Annotated in this window: 14 protein-coding genes, 2 pseudogenes and 1 other annotated feature; of the genes and pseudogenes, 4 read left to right on the plus strand and 12 right to left on the minus strand. The window is 57.9% G+C overall.

Features of this window, described 5'->3' with window-relative positions:
- The first annotated feature begins 23 nt into the window (after positions 1-23).
- Positions 24-923: a LysR family transcriptional regulator gene (locus CRO87_RS08230; RefSeq protein ID WP_097162446.1), complete on the plus strand. Its 900-nt coding sequence runs from the start codon at positions 24-26 to the stop codon at positions 921-923.
- On the opposite strand, the gene ilvN is transcribed toward CRO87_RS08230, so the two are convergent.
- The 3 genes from ilvN to ivbL form a co-directional block, all read right to left on the minus strand.
- Positions 924-1,214, minus strand: coding sequence for an acetolactate synthase small subunit (gene ilvN, locus CRO87_RS08235; RefSeq protein WP_097162447.1), 291 nt, complete (start codon positions 1,212-1,214; stop codon positions 924-926).
- Between the two features lie 3 nt (positions 1,215-1,217).
- Positions 1,218-2,918 carry an acetolactate synthase large subunit gene (gene ilvB / locus CRO87_RS08240; RefSeq protein WP_097162515.1) on the minus strand — a complete coding sequence of 567 codons (1,701 nt, stop codon included), beginning with the start codon at positions 2,916-2,918 and terminating at the stop codon, positions 1,218-1,220.
- A 119-nt stretch (positions 2,919-3,037) separates the two neighbouring features.
- Complete coding sequence (gene ivbL, locus CRO87_RS22295) at positions 3,038-3,136, minus strand: ilvB operon leader peptide IvbL (protein ID WP_101706268.1); 99 nt, start codon at positions 3,134-3,136, stop codon at positions 3,038-3,040.
- 526 nt (positions 3,137-3,662) lie between these two features.
- On the opposite strand from ivbL, the gene tisB reads away from it, so the two are divergent.
- Both tisB and emrD read left to right on the plus strand, forming a co-directional pair.
- The gene (gene tisB, locus CRO87_RS08255; protein ID WP_097162448.1) at positions 3,663-3,752 is read left to right on the plus strand and encodes a type I toxin-antitoxin system toxin TisB; all 90 of its coding nucleotides are present in this window, start codon (positions 3,663-3,665) and stop codon (positions 3,750-3,752) included.
- A 224-nt stretch (positions 3,753-3,976) separates the two neighbouring features.
- A complete protein-coding gene (gene emrD / locus CRO87_RS08260; RefSeq protein WP_097162449.1) occupies positions 3,977-5,161 on the plus strand; it encodes a multidrug efflux MFS transporter EmrD in 1,185 nt (394 codons plus the stop codon).
- 13 nt (positions 5,162-5,174) lie between these two features.
- Here the strand turns inward: emrD and CRO87_RS08265 are convergent, their stop codons facing one another.
- The 7 genes and pseudogenes from CRO87_RS08265 to ibpA form a co-directional block, all read right to left on the minus strand.
- Positions 5,175-6,287: an anaerobic sulfatase maturase gene (locus CRO87_RS08265; protein ID WP_176504283.1), complete on the minus strand. Its 1,113-nt coding sequence runs from the start codon at positions 6,285-6,287 to the stop codon at positions 5,175-5,177.
- A 9-nt stretch (positions 6,288-6,296) separates the two neighbouring features.
- The gene (locus CRO87_RS08270; protein ID WP_097162450.1) at positions 6,297-6,647 is read right to left on the minus strand and encodes a DUF202 domain-containing protein; all 351 of its coding nucleotides are present in this window, start codon (positions 6,645-6,647) and stop codon (positions 6,297-6,299) included.
- Positions 6,640-6,984: a YidH family protein gene (locus CRO87_RS08275; RefSeq protein WP_097162451.1), complete on the minus strand. Its 345-nt coding sequence runs from the start codon at positions 6,982-6,984 to the stop codon at positions 6,640-6,642. The genes CRO87_RS08270 and CRO87_RS08275 overlap by 8 nt, the downstream gene beginning before the upstream one ends.
- Before the next feature lie 65 nt (positions 6,985-7,049).
- Positions 7,050-7,153 (minus strand): annotated as a pseudogene (locus CRO87_RS22305) (DUF4976 domain-containing protein); the annotation flags it as partial.
- A gap of 146 nt (positions 7,154-7,299) precedes the next feature.
- On the minus strand, positions 7,300-8,955 hold the full coding sequence (locus CRO87_RS08280) for a putative transporter (RefSeq protein ID WP_097162452.1): 1,656 nt from the start codon (positions 8,953-8,955) through the stop codon (positions 7,300-7,302).
- A 180-nt stretch (positions 8,956-9,135) separates the two neighbouring features.
- Entirely contained in the window at positions 9,136-9,564 is a 429-nt protein-coding gene (gene ibpB / locus CRO87_RS08285; protein WP_097162453.1) for a small heat shock chaperone IbpB, read from the minus strand.
- Between the two features lie 94 nt (positions 9,565-9,658).
- Positions 9,659-10,072: a small heat shock chaperone IbpA gene (ibpA, locus tag CRO87_RS08290; protein WP_097162454.1), complete on the minus strand. Its 414-nt coding sequence runs from the start codon at positions 10,070-10,072 to the stop codon at positions 9,659-9,661.
- Positions 10,066-10,140, minus strand: a sequence feature (ROSE (Repression Of Heat Shock gene Expression) occurs in the 5'-region of heat shock genes and acts as an RNA thermometer to modulate expression.). Its footprint overlaps the gene before it by 7 nt.
- A 241-nt stretch (positions 10,141-10,381) precedes the next feature.
- On the opposite strand from ibpA, the gene CRO87_RS08295 reads away from it, so the two are divergent.
- Positions 10,382-10,714 carry a YceK/YidQ family lipoprotein gene (locus CRO87_RS08295; protein WP_097162455.1) on the plus strand — a complete coding sequence of 111 codons (333 nt, stop codon included), beginning with the start codon at positions 10,382-10,384 and terminating at the stop codon, positions 10,712-10,714.
- Between the two features lies 1 nt (position 10,715).
- Here CRO87_RS08295 and CRO87_RS08300 read toward each other — a convergent pair whose 3' ends face one another.
- Both CRO87_RS08300 and CRO87_RS08305 read right to left on the minus strand, forming a co-directional pair.
- Entirely contained in the window at positions 10,716-11,939 is a 1,224-nt protein-coding gene (locus CRO87_RS08300) for a DUF3748 domain-containing protein (protein ID WP_097162456.1), read from the minus strand.
- Between the two features lie 51 nt (positions 11,940-11,990).
- Positions 11,991-13,326 (minus strand): annotated as a pseudogene (locus CRO87_RS08305) (MFS transporter).
- Positions 13,327-13,362 lie beyond the last annotated feature (36 nt).

The raw sequence follows: 13,362 nt of genomic DNA on the forward strand, positions 1-13,362 counted from the left end.
TATCGCCAGAACGGATGCGCATCATGAATGCTGATATCAAAAGCCTCGATCTCAATCTATTACGCGCCCTTGATGCGCTGCTGGATGAACGCAGCGTTACGCGCGCCGCGGCCCGCCTGTCTCTCACCCAGCCAGCCGTCAGCGGAATGCTCACGCGCCTGCGTGACGCCTTTGACGACCCGCTGTTCGTTCGTGCGCCGCACGGTATGGTCCCCACGCTGCGGGCCCAGGCTTTAGCCGCGCCCATTAAGCAGGTGCTGGCGGATATCGACACGCTATTGCAGCCCGCGCGCTTTGACCCACTAACCGCGACAATGACGTGGACCATCGCCGCCACCGATTACGCGTTAAAAGCGGTGATTGTGCCTTTTATCGCGGCGCTGGAACAGCGTGCACCAGGCATTCGCGTGCGCGTTGTGGCGGTGGAAGCGGAAAAGCTGTTCGCCCAGGCCGAAAGCGGCGATATCGATGTGGCCCTGCTGACGCCGCACTCCACCCCGGGCGAGCTGCACGGTCGGGCGCTGTATGAGGAGGAGTTTGTTTGCCTGCTGCGAAATGCTCACCCGGACGCCCACGAACCGCTGTCGCTCGACCGCTTCTGCGCCCTTGAGCACGTGCTGGTCTCCTGGCAAGGCGACAGCTTTCGCGGCATTACCGACGATGCATTAGCGGCTATCGGGCGGGAACGGCGGGTGGGTTTGTCCGTCAGCAGCTTCCTCGTGGTGCCGGAAGTGCTGGCGGTGAGCGAGATGATTGCCGTGGTGCCGCGCCGTCTGGCCAGCGCCACGGAAGGGTTTTCGCTGCTTGCACCGCCGCTGCCGATTCCGGGCTTCACCAAGAGCATGGCCTGGCATGAACGCAGCCACCGCGACCCGGCACACCAGTGGCTGCGTGCGCTTTTACTGGAAACCAGTCAGCGCTGATTACTCAAAAAATAGCCCCAGCTTGTTGAACACGCCCGGGTCGCTCTGATGGCGCATCACCTCGGTGACGTCTTCCAGCTTGTCGATTTGGCTAATCATCTGTTCAAGGCGCTGGTCGTTGTTCACCAGAAGCCAGATGCGGCTTTTATCGCTGTTCTGAATCGGCAGGCACAAAATGCCTTCCACGTTGAACGCGCGGCGGGCAAAGAGGCCGCACACGTGGGTCATTACGCCCGGATGGTTGCGCACGGTGAGTTCGAGAATGACGTTGTCATGAATTGCGTTCTGCATGGCTTATTCCCCCACCATTTCAGTATTTGCTGCACCCGGCGGCACCATCGGCCAGACTTTTTGTTCAGGGTCGATGCGCACGTGGATCAGCGCCGGGCCCGGACGAGAGATAATTTCCTGCAACGCAGCCTGCGGGTCTTCCGCTGCATTCAGGTCACAGGTTTGCAGGCCAAAGCCCTGGGCAATCTGCATAAAGTTAATCATGCCCGGATAGGTCGCCGCGAACACGCCCTGCTTATAGAACAGGCTTTGCTGCTGATGCACCAGTCCCAGCGCCTCGTTGTTCATCAGGATAATTTTCACGTCGAGCTGATTTTCTGCCGCCGTCGCCATCTCCTGAATGTTCATCATCAGGCTGCCGTCGCCGGAGAAGCACAGCACTTTGCGGTGCGGATTCGCCAGCGCAGCGCCCACCGCCGCAGGCAGGCCAAAGCCCATGGTGCCGAGGCCGCCGGAGGTCAGCCACTGGCGAGGACGATTCAGCGGATAAGCCTGCGCCGTCCACATCTGATGCTGGCCCACGTCGGTGGTGACAATGGCTTCGTCATCCACGCAGGCCGCAACGGCGTTAATCAGGCCGTAGTGCGTCAGCGGATCGCCCGCCTGCGGAATGGCCGACGGAAACTCCTGCTGCAAATCGCTCACCAGCTGACGCCACTCGGCGCGCGGCTGCGCTTCAATCAGCGGCATTAACTGGTCCAGCACTTCACCGACGTCGGCCTGAATCGCCACGTGCGGCTGCTTGATTTTGCCGAGCTCTGCGCGGTCGATATCGACGTGAATGATTTTGGCATTCGGGCAGAACTGCTCGGTTTTGCCAATCGCCCGGTCATCAAAACGAGCACCTAAAACAATCAGCAAATCAGACTCTTGCAGGATGTAGTTGGTGCTGCGCGCGCCGTGCATTCCGAGCATACCCAGCGACAGCGGGTGCGCTTTCGGCAGCATGCCCAGCGCCATCAGCGTCATGGTGGTCGGCAGGTTTGCTTTTTCCGCAAGCTTGCGGATCTGTTCTGGCACGTTGATCACTCCGCCGCCCAGGTACAACACCGGGCGTTTGGCGGCGTTAATCATCACCGCGGCATCGCGCACGTCGGAGAGGTTGAACACCGGCGCGGGCGCTTTGCAGCCCGGCATCGGCAGATCGTCGATGTCGATTTCCGCAGTCTGAACATCCTTCGGAATATCCACCCACACCGGGCCCGGACGGCCGGACTGCGCGATGCGAAACGCGTCGCTGATGACCTGCGGCAGCTCGGTGATGTCGCGCACTAAATAGTTGTGTTTGGTGATAGGGATGGAGATGCCGTAGGTGTCCACTTCCTGGAATGCATCGGTGCCAATCATCGAGGCAGGAACCTGGCCGGTGATGCACACCAGCGGAATGGAGTCGAGACGCGCGTCGGCGATGGCGGTGACGAGGTTTGTCGCACCCGGCCCGCTACAGGCCATGCACACAGCAGGTTTGCCCTGGGTACGCGCCATGCCCTGCGCGATAAATCCTGCGCCCTGTTCGTGGCGGGCCAGTACGTGGCGGATCTGCTTGCTCTGGCTGAGCGCGTCGTACAGCGGCAAAACGGTGCCGCCTGGGATACCTGCCACCGTGGTAATGCCCTGACGCTCCAGCAGGTGGACGATCAGCTGTGCGCCGGTAAAACGCTTAGCCCGTGACGTCGTCTGCGTTGACGCCGCCGGTGATGACATTGTGCCCGAAGTTGCCATGCTCCAGTCCTTCTTATTCTGGGCCGACTTTCCGGGGGGCTTTAAGCGAAAAACCCCGCCGGTTTGCGCCGGCGGGGTTTTGGAATCGTGTGTTCCGGACCCTACGGCGCATTGCCGACGACGACCACCACACGCACGACGACCACTGCGGCGGATTGCGCAGTTGGTAGTAGGTTCAGTGCGTTGAGGGTAGCGTTCATTAGGGACCATGAAGTTGTGTTGTTGACCGGATTCATACAAGCACAGCTTTGTACACGTCGGCAAGGGCTTTATCACGGCTCGTGATATTTTGCGCGACCGATCACATTTCGATGCAAAACCTCAGAAAACAAAAAACCCCGCCGGAGCGAGGTTTCGTCAGTGGTCAGCGGGTGGTAGCCGCAAAGCACACTCTGTTACGTCAACCGCAAAAGTATACGCGATCGGCGGCGATCGTGCAATTTCAGCCACAGTTTGCCGCAGGGCAATGCACGGGACAGCTGGCGGATTTTCCTCACAAAACAACTGTTCATACATACAGTATTTATCTATACTGAAGCTGTTCGCAGTGAGCCATTTGGGGGCCGCATGTTTACCGGCGCGCAATAAGTCCTGGCTGAAACGGGTGGTGCCGTCAGCGCCTTAACCCCCGGGAGAGCACACTGTGTTACGTCAACAACACGGCTGATGACAGGCAGCGGAGAGGTAAGTCAGTCGGCAGTTCTCCTTTAACTACGGGAGAAACGTATGGGTGGAGTGGAACTGGCACTGTTAGTCCTGAAACTCATGGTTGCGTTGCTGCAACTGCTTGATGCAGTCCTGAAAACCTTCCGGTGATCGGGTTCAGGCCGTACCAAAGAGGGGCGGGCAACCGCCCCTCTTTTACAAAATGCTGGCAACAATAGTTGCCGACTGTCGTTTACAAAACCTGCCTGAATCCTCTGATTCAATCCGCCCCTCATGGTTGTTCTGTCATTTTACTGTGGTAGATTTCTCCCAAATTTCAGGGATGTGCCAGTCACATATTCTTCTTTTTTAATAATTCACAAAGTATTCATCGAATGAAAAGGCATAAGAACGTCAGTCTACTGTTGATGCTGGTGCTGCTGGTCGCCGTCGGGCAGATGGCGCAAACCATTTATATTCCAGCCATTGCCGACATGGCGCGTGAGCTGAACGTGCGGGAAGGCGCGGTGCAGAGCGTCATGGCCGCCTACCTGCTGACTTATGGCGTTTCACAGCTTATCTACGGCCCGCTTTCTGACCGTGTGGGCCGCCGCCCGGTGATCCTGGTCGGTATGACGATCTTTATGCTGGCAACGGTTATCGCCATGACCACCCACAGCCTGATGGTTCTTATTGCCGCCAGTGCATTACAGGGCATGGGAACAGGCGTCGGCGGCGTGATGGCGCGTACGCTGCCGCGTGATTTATACGAAGGCACACAGCTGCGCCACGCCAACAGTTTGCTGAATATGGGGATTCTGGTCAGCCCGCTGTTAGCCCCGCTGATTGGCGGCCTGCTGGATACGGCCTGGAGCTGGCGCGCGTGCTACGGTTTTCTGCTGGTGCTGTGCATCGGCGTAACGTTCAGTATGGCTCGCTGGATGCCGGAAACGCGTCCGCAAAATGCGCCACCAACGCGGCTGTCCACCAGCTACAAAACGCTGTTCGGCAACGGCGCGTTTAACTGTTACCTGCTGATGTTGATTGGCGGCCTGGCGGGCATTGCGGTGTTTGAAGCCAGCTCCGGCGTGCTGTTAGGCGCGGGCCTCGGCTACAGCAGCCTGGTGGTGAGCATTCTGTTCATTCTGCCGATTCCGGCGGCGTTCTTCGGGGCATGGTTTGCCGGGCGACAAAACAAGCGCTTTGCCAGCCTGATGTGGCAGTCGGTGATTAGCTGCCTGCTGGCGGGGCTGATGATGTGGATCCCGGGCCTTTTCGGCGTGATGAACGTCTGGACGCTGCTGGTGCCCGCCGCGCTGTTCTTCTTCGGGGCCGGCATGCTGTTCCCGCTCGCCACCAGCGGCGCAATGGAGCCCTTTCCGTTCCTTGCGGGCACCGCGGGTGCGCTGGTTGGGGGTTTGCAGAATATCGGCTCCGGTGCGCTGGCCTGGCTTTCCGCCATGCTGCCGCAACACGGCCAGAGCAGCCTCGGCCTGCTGATGACGCTGATGGGGCTGTTGATCCTGCTGTGCTGGCTGCCGCTTGCCTCACGCTTTAATCAGCATCATCAGGCGGTGTAGCCCCGGCGGAGATTTATTTCAGCATCGCCATGATGTCCATCGGCGAACGGCGCTGGCGAATAAGATCCCGCATCACCCGCATATGGGGTGAGGTGTACTCAAAGAACTCGCGATACCCTTCACAGAGCGCACTTTTGCCACGGGTATCGCGATGCTTCGGGCAGTCGCCGTTGCAGAGCCGCAAAACGGCGCACGTCCGGCACTCCTGCGCCAACGAAACCTGCTTGTACTGCCCAAAAGCCGCAGCTTCAGCGCTATCGTTCATTTCTTTCAGCGTGGCGTGGTGAATATTCCCCAGCCGATAAGACGGATAAACGTAGCGATCGCACTGATACAGGTCGCCGTTACTTTCAAGGGCAAAGGCGTGGCCGCAGGTTTTACTGAGCGAGCACACCTGTGAGGCAAAGCCATTCCACACCCCGAGCGTAGAATCAAACAGCTGCACGAACACCCGACCGATATCTTCCCGCACCCACACGTCAAATACCCCGCACAGAAACTCGCCCCACGCCTTCGCCGACACGGAGTACTCTTCCGGCTGATGATGATCGTTCATCTCCAGCAGCGGAATAAATTGCAGATACGGCGTGCCCAGCCCGCGCAGATAGCGATACAAACTTTGCGGCTGCACGCTGTTGAGGCTGTTCACCACCACTAGCAGATTAAATTCAACGCCGTACTTCTTCAGACACTCAATCGCCCGCAGCACTTTGTGATGCGTCGGGTTGCCGCTGCGGCTGACGCGATGCGCATCGTGCAGTTCTGCCGGACCATCGAGAGAGATACCCACCAGCCAGTTATGCTCTTTGAAGAACTGATACCATTCGTCGTTCAGCAGTACGCCATTGGTCTGAAAGGCGTTGTAGATGCGCTTCTCCCCGGCGTAGCGCTGCTGAAGCGTCACGACGCGGCGGAAGAAATCGAGTCCGCAAAGGGTCGGTTCGCCGCCCTGCCAGGCAAACTGCACGTCATCGCCGGGCTGGGCGTCTATCTGCTGACGAATGAAGGCCTGAAGCGTGGCGTCACTCATCATTGGTTGTTGGGTTTTATCGAGGTAAAAACAGTAGCGACACTGCAGGTTACAACGCGAACTGGCCGGTTTGGCTATGGCGTGACATCCTGTCATTTCAGCCCCTTAGAAGAAAGTTACGAGTTGCTGTAAGTGGGTTATAGCAAACAATAAAGCCAGGGAGAGGACCGCGAGGGCGATCAAAAATTTATCACGCACCGCTCTGCTTTGAGAAAAATCCAGGTCTGTAACATTCATCAGGTTACGGCTGCGGGTGTAGTGCCAGAGAATAAAACTCACCACCATCAGCACCGCCACCGAGAGCCAGAAAGGCGTGCCTGAACGATGCCAGTTATGTTTGAGGGCCAGCGCCATCAGCGCGCCGTAGCCAAGCAGCGTGCGAAACCAGGCGAGCGACGTGCGCTCAGGCTGCAAGCCCGGGTCGCTTTCACGACGGGTACGGCGGCTATCAGGCATAGAACACCAGCCCCATCACCACCGCCGCCACGGCCACCAGCGCCCCACTGATAATCAGCAGGCCGCGCGTGTAGGGCAGATCCCCTTTCAGGCGCATCGCCCTTTCGTTATTCAGCCAGCGCAAATAGCCGTAAATGGCCAGCGCGCCAGCAAACAGGCACAGCAGCAGCGCCAGCAGTTCGCGAATCAACGGCGTGGCGAAATCCGGCGCCAGCTGATCGAGGCCGACACCAGCCGCCAGAAAGCCCAGCGCGGTGCGGATCCACGCCAGGAATGTGCGTTCGTTTGCCAACGAGAAGCGGTAGTCTGGCGCTTCGCCGAGGCGGGATAGCTTCATTGTTGCTCCTTTATCGTATTCTCCCTCTCCCTTTGGGAGAGGGCCGGGGAGAGGGGGAAATCGACTCAAAACTTCTGTTTCTTCTCTTCCACCTTAACACCCTCCGTGGGCAGGCCGGTATCGTCGCGTTAGCCCCCTCCGGGCGCGGGCGGAATGCCCCCATCCAGCGATCCGCATTCGCCTGAAGGATATTCTCGCCGGGCAAAATGTCGGGCTGATGAATCCCTGTCAGGTCATCACAGGCGTTCAAACGCAGATTTGGCCTCTCGCCGTCGGAACTTCTGAAGGGGGAATGATCCCCCTTAGGTAAGAACGCTATGCCCAGAACAGCACGGCCAGCAGCTGCGGCGTGATGATGCGCAGGAACATTACCAGCGGGTAGACCGTGGCATAAGAGAGCGCCGCCGCGCCGCTGGTGGCGTGCAGATTGTTGGCAAAGGCCAGCGCGGGTGGGTCAGTCATCGAGCCCGCGAGCATGCCGCAGATCGTCAGATAGTTCATTTTGGCGAGTATTCGCGCCAGGATACCCACCGTCAGCAGCGGCACGGCGGTGATGAAAATGCCATAGCCAATCCAGCTCAGGCCATCGCCTTCTGTCAGCGTCCGCACAAAATCACCGCCGGACTTGAGGCCCACCACCGCCAGGAACAGCACAATCCCCAGCTCGCGTAGCGCGAGGTTGGCGCTCGGTGGCATAAACCAGTACAGCTTGCCGATGCTGCCAATGCGCCCGAGGATCAGCGCCATAATCAGTGGCCCGCCTGCCAGGCCTAGCTTGAGCGCCACCGGGAAGCCTGGAATAAACAGCGGCACGGAGCCCAGCAGTACGCCCAGCCCGATACCGATAAACACCGGCAGCATCTGCACCTGCTGAAGTTTTTGCAGCACGTTACCGACTTCCGCCGCTACCGCATCAATGGACGCCGGACGCCCGACCAGGTTGAGGATATCGCCAAACTGCAGGCTGGCATTGCTGCTGGCCACCAGTTCGACACCCGCACGATTAAGCCGCGAGATCACGACGTCATAGCGCTGTTTAAAGTGCAGATCGCGGATTTTCTTGCCTAATACCTTCTCATTGGTGACCACAACGCGCTCTACCTTCAGATCCGTTCCGCGCGTGGAGAGCGACGTTTCCACCTCTTTGCCGATCACCAGCTGCGCGCTGTGCAGGTCAGCCTGAAGCCCGACCAGATGCAGCAAATCTCCGGACTGAATTACCGTTCCCGGCGAAGGCACCATCAGCATGTCGTCGCGCTTCAGACGCGAGCAGATGATTTTGTCGCTGTTAAGCACGGGGACGTCCTGAATCGCAAGATTGTGCAGATTTGGGTTTTCGACGCGAATGTTAATGGTGTGCAGATGGCTGTGTCCGTTCCCGGCCTGCGCATCAAACTGCTGCGCTTCTTTCTCAACGTTCACCCGGAAAAAGAGCCGCACCAGCCACATGGTCAACAGAATGCCGCAGATGCCGAACGGGTAGGCCATCGCGTAGCTCATGCCCATTTGATCGACCACGTCAGACGGCACGCCGAGGTCGCGCAGGATCTGCTGCCCGGCGCCGAGAGCAGGCGTATTAGTGACGGCCCCGGAGAATATCCCGAGCATGACAGGCAGAGGGATGGCGAAGAGCTTATGCAGCAGCGCGGTGACCACGCCACCCAGCACAACAATCAGAATGGCAAAGAGATTGAGCCGCAGGCCAGACACCCGCAAAGAGGCAAAGAACCCCGGCCCCACCTGAATCCCGATGGTGTAGACGAACAGGATCAGGCCGAACTCCTGAATAAAGTGCAGCATGGGGCTACTGAGCGTGACGCCCGCCTGTTCGACAAAATGGCCAACAATAATGCCGCCAAACAGCACCCCGCCGATGCCAAACCCGACGCCGCGAATTTTAATGTTACCAATCCACAGCCCCACAACCGCCACCAGCGCCAGAACGCTGACGGTTAATGCTATATCACTCATCGTCTTTTCCCTGTGAATAACATTACTGATAGAAGGGATTCTGGCAGAGCGGGACAGAAATGTATTGATCGCGGCGCACAAAAAAGCCCGGTGGTAAAAGCAAAACGGCCACTCGAAGGGTGACCGTTTTTAGTGTTTGCACCCTCTCTACGTGGGAGAGGGTACCAGGCCGCAGAGGCCTTAGCTATTCAACGCCGGACGTTCGCTGATGGCAATGCGCTGCGGAGCGATGGCGTCCGGGACATTGCGGGTTAAATCAATATGCAGCAGGCCGTTGGTGAAGGTCGCGCCTGAGACTTCCATATGCTCTGCAAGCGTGAAGCTCAGATTGAACGGCTGCGTCAGCAGGCCCTGATGCAGGAAAGCAGGGGCTTTTTCAGGCTGTACCGGCGTGCCTTTGACTGTCAGACGAGTCCCTTCCAGCTGCACGTCGAGCTCTTCCTGCCGGAAGCCTGCCAGCGCCAGCGTGATGCGGTAGTGGTTATCGTCGCTTTTTTCGATGTTGTACGGCGGGAAGCCCTGAGTTTCCGGGGTGTTCAGCATCGCGTTGGCCAGTTTATCAAAGCCGATCCACTGACGCAGCATGGGGGTTAAATCGTAGTTACGCATGGTATTTCTCCTTCAAAGAAGCGAGTTAAGCCAGCACGCTCCCTGACGGCGAGCATGTGGTGGTTTTTCGGGCGGCGCGGGCCGCCCAACAGAATTAGTTAATTTCGATGCGACGCGGTTTGTTCGCTTCCGGAACGACGCGCTGCAAATCGACGTACAGCAGGCCATTCACCAGGTTTGCACCTTTGACATGAATGTTTTCTGCCAGCTGGAATTTGCGCTCAAAATTGCGTTCGGCGATGCCCTGATAGAGATAGGTACGTTCTTTTTGTTCGTCAGGGTGCGAGCCTTTCACCACCAGCAGGTTATCCTGAGCTGTGATTTCCAGTTCGCTTTCGGCGAAACCGGCCACGGCGATGGCGATGCGGTAGTGGTTTTCGTCAACCAGTTCAACGTTATACGGAGGGTAGCCGCCGTTGCTTTGGCTCTGATTGTTTTCAAGCAGGTTGAACAGACGGTCGAAACCAATCGCGGAACGGTACAGCGGGGAGAGATCGAAGTTACGCATAATAATAAAGCTCCTGAAATCAGCGAGAATTTACTGACCTTCCACAATGGACAGGTCGTGAACCCGGAACACCCCTCAGGCATGTTCTTCAGTGGGTACATTCTTAAAATGGGATTTGCGGAACGATTATCAAGGGCAAAGGTCTTACTTTTTTTGCACTTTTGGTCACAGGGCATAGACTGAAGGACTGCACGGATGCCGAAAGTGCGACAGGTGCCACAGAGCACCGTATTCGGACTATTTATTTTTTCAGCGGGCCGTTATAACCCGATAGACAGGCACTCTGGGTGCCGACAACGATGATAGCGCATGATGAAAACGTTAATATTGAAAACCGTTTTATTCTCAGGGATGGTTCTGTTGGCAGGGTGTTCCAGCGTGATGTCTCACACCGGCGGCAAAGAGGGAACCTACCCCGGCACGCGCGCCAGTGCAGAGATGGTCGGGGACGATGACACCAACTGGGGCACGAAAACCCTCGTTCTGCTGGATTTACCCTTTACTGCCGTCGCCGATACGCTGCTGCTGCCGTGGGATTTTTTCCGCAAGGACAACTCGGTCCGCTCGCGCGTAGAGAAAAGCGAGCAGCAAACGCAGGCGATGAATGCCGTGATCCCACCTGCGGCGATGCCCGATCGCTGATTCAGACGCCCGTGTTCGTTATCCAGAGCTGACGATAACCGCCTGTCACCTGCATCCAGGCCACAAACTCCCCCGCCGGTGAGAACACGATGGCGTCGCCCGACGGCGGATTTTCATGATCGGCCGTCAAAAAGCGAATCTCCCCACTTTGCGCATCGCACAGCGCAATCCGGTTTTCCAGCACAAACCCCAGCCACTCTCCTGACGGATGCCAGTTGAAAGCGGACTGAATACCGCTGCTCTGCGTCAGCTGGCGCAGACCGCTACCGTCCGGCGCAATCAGCCAGAGCTGAACCACGCCCGCTTCATCGCGCATCAGAAATGCGATAGTGTCGCCTTGCGGATTGCAGCGAACCCAGTGACGCGGTGCGTTCACCAGCCCCGGAAATGCGCTATCGTGCGTATATGTCAGGCGACGCTGAACCACGCCCGCAGGCGGGGCGGGCATTGTGCTTTCGGTCCCACAAAGCGGCGCGTCGCCTGCCTGCTGCCAGCCTGATTTTTCTTTCGGTAAATCAACGATAAACAGCTCCGGGATTTTCTCCCCGCTCAGCGACAGCGTATCGCCGATAAACGCCAGCCGATCGTTACCCACCCAGCCTTCTTCGTAGGCGCGATTGATTTCATCGCTGCCGGGCTTCGGAGTAGGCGTGGCCTGGCTCACCAGCACGCACCAGTGGCTGCCCGCATAATTGCGTGGATGATCGCCCAATAGCGTGACGGGCCCGAATGGCGCTGCCACGCCGACATTACGCAAATCCAGCGTGGGGTCGAGTTCATGCAATACGTGATCGTTATAAGTGAAACTCACCGTTTCGCCGTTCGGGCTGTAGACATGAACATGGCTGCCGCCTCGCAGCGCACCAGGGGTAAACGGCGGGGTGATATCCATAGCATCAAGATTGCGGGTTTCGTTCCGCTGCGTCACCACGCCCCGGCGATGGTGAAAATCGTAGTGCCAGTCAGCATCCGGGTTTTCCGGGCCGTGAATAAAAACGTAGCGATTTTCATGCGGATGCACGGTAACGACGCCCACCTGTGCGCCGTCCGTCGCCTGGTAAATCACTTCAGTTTCACCGCTATAAACGTTAACTCGCTCGATGGTTTCACCGGTAAACGATGCGCCTGATGGACGCACGTCAAACGCCAGCCAATGGCCGTCCGCCGTCCAGGTTTGGGTGTTGGTTAACTGGTGATGACGAGGAGCAAAAGTGAGTTGTTTCATGGAGGAACCCTGATGCGCGTGAATCGCATCAGGGTATAGCAAGGCAGGAATTTAGCCTACACGTTTCACATCACCGACCAGCAGGATGTAGGAGAGCGCGCCAATCAGGGTGATCACCGAGATATAGGTCAACGCAGGGGCAAAGCCGTGGGCCTGCGCCAGGTAGCCAATCACCAGTGGGACGGTGATACCGCCGAGGCCGCCCGCGAAGTTGAACACCCCACCGGTCAGGCCAATCAAACGCATCGGCGCAAGAGAAGAAACCAGCGACCAGGTGATGGACGCAAAGCCGTTACCGAAGAAGGCTACCGCCATCAGCACGGTGATCCACACTGGGTCGTTGGTGTAGTTGGCGCCCATAATGCAGGTGGAGATCAGCAGGCCACAGATAATCGGCAGCTTACGCGAGAAGCCAATGGAGTAGCCTTTGCGGACCAGGCGATCGGCAATCCAGCCCGACAGCAGTACGCCCACGAACGCCGCCAGGAACGGCACCGTGGTCATAAAGCCTGCTTTCAGGGCGGTGATGCCTTTTTCCTGAGTCAGATAGTTCGGGAACCAGGTCAGGAAGAACCACAGAGTGGAGGCAATCGCGAACTGACCCAAATAAACGCCCACCAGCTTGCGATGGAACACCAGTTTCCAGTCAGCTTTGGTCAACGGCGCGCTGACTTTGTTTTCAATCTGCGCATCGCCGTCAATCAGGCCGCCGCCCTGCTCAATGTAGTCCAGCTCCGCCTGAGTGATGCCTTTGGTTTTGCGCGGTGCCTGATAAACCTTATGCCAGATCAGCGCCCAGATAATGCCGATGCCCCCGGTCACAATAAACACCCAGTGCCAGCTCAGCATCTCCTGGATCCAGATCAGCAATGGCGTCAGGAACGCCAGGCCGACGAACTGCCCGGATGTGTAGAAGCCGACAGCCGAAGCACGTTCATGCTCAGGGAACCAGCTGGTCACCATGCGGTTGTTGGTCGGGAAGGCGGGCGCTTCAAACACGCCGGTAATGGCGCGCAGGCCAATCAGCGACAGCAGCCCGGTGGCGAAGCCCTGGAACAGCGTGGCAACAGACCAGCCCATAATGGCGATAAAGTAAGTGGTGCGGGAGCCTAAACGGTCGAGCACGCGCCCACCGGGGATCTGGCAAAGCGTATACATCCAGGCAAACGCCGAGAAGATATAGCCCATTTCCGTTTTGGTAATCCCAAACTCTTCCTGAATATGCGCCGAAGCGACCGCAAGGTTGGCGCGATCGACGTAGCAAATCACCACGGTAATAAAAATCATCAGCAGCGTCAGGTAGCGACGACGCCCGGTTTTAGCGGTAGTCACAGAAATATCCATTCATCTGTCTCCAGATTTTGGGCATAGCGCGGCTGGTCACCATGCCCTGTTATATACAGAGGGTTATATTTTTTTATTT

Origin of the sequence: Enterobacter sp. CC120223-11 (genome assembly GCF_900215375.1) — a bacterium.
GTDB lineage: Bacteria > Pseudomonadota > Gammaproteobacteria > Enterobacterales > Enterobacteriaceae > Scandinavium.

Coding starts and splice junctions, on each gene's coding strand:
- emrD (WP_097162449.1), top strand. CDS start 3,977: ATGAAAAGGCATAAGAACGTCAGTCTACTGTTGATGCTGGTGCTGCTG.
- CRO87_RS08265 (WP_176504283.1), bottom strand. CDS start 6,287: ATGACAGGATGTCACGCCATAGCCAAACCGGCCAGTTCGCGTTGTAAC.
- ibpA (WP_097162454.1), bottom strand. CDS start 10,072: ATGCGTAACTTCGATCTCTCCCCGCTGTACCGTTCCGCGATTGGTTTC.
- CRO87_RS08230 (WP_097162446.1), top strand. CDS start 24: ATGAATGCTGATATCAAAAGCCTCGATCTCAATCTATTACGCGCCCTT.
- CRO87_RS08300 (WP_097162456.1), bottom strand. CDS start 11,939: ATGAAACAACTCACTTTTGCTCCTCGTCATCACCAGTTAACCAACACC.
- CRO87_RS08270 (WP_097162450.1), bottom strand. CDS start 6,647: ATGCCTGATAGCCGCCGTACCCGTCGTGAAAGCGACCCGGGCTTGCAG.
- CRO87_RS08280 (WP_097162452.1), bottom strand. CDS start 8,955: ATGAGTGATATAGCATTAACCGTCAGCGTTCTGGCGCTGGTGGCGGTT.
- ilvN (WP_097162447.1), bottom strand. CDS start 1,214: ATGCAGAACGCAATTCATGACAACGTCATTCTCGAACTCACCGTGCGC.
- ivbL (WP_101706268.1), bottom strand. CDS start 3,136: ATGAACGCTACCCTCAACGCACTGAACCTACTACCAACTGCGCAATCC.
- tisB (WP_097162448.1), top strand. CDS start 3,663: ATGGGTGGAGTGGAACTGGCACTGTTAGTCCTGAAACTCATGGTTGCG.
- ibpB (WP_097162453.1), bottom strand. CDS start 9,564: ATGCGTAACTACGATTTAACCCCCATGCTGCGTCAGTGGATCGGCTTT.
- ilvB (WP_097162515.1), bottom strand. CDS start 2,918: ATGTCATCACCGGCGGCGTCAACGCAGACGACGTCACGGGCTAAGCGT.
- CRO87_RS08275 (WP_097162451.1), bottom strand. CDS start 6,984: ATGAAGCTATCCCGCCTCGGCGAAGCGCCAGACTACCGCTTCTCGTTG.
- CRO87_RS08295 (WP_097162455.1), top strand. CDS start 10,382: ATGATGAAAACGTTAATATTGAAAACCGTTTTATTCTCAGGGATGGTT.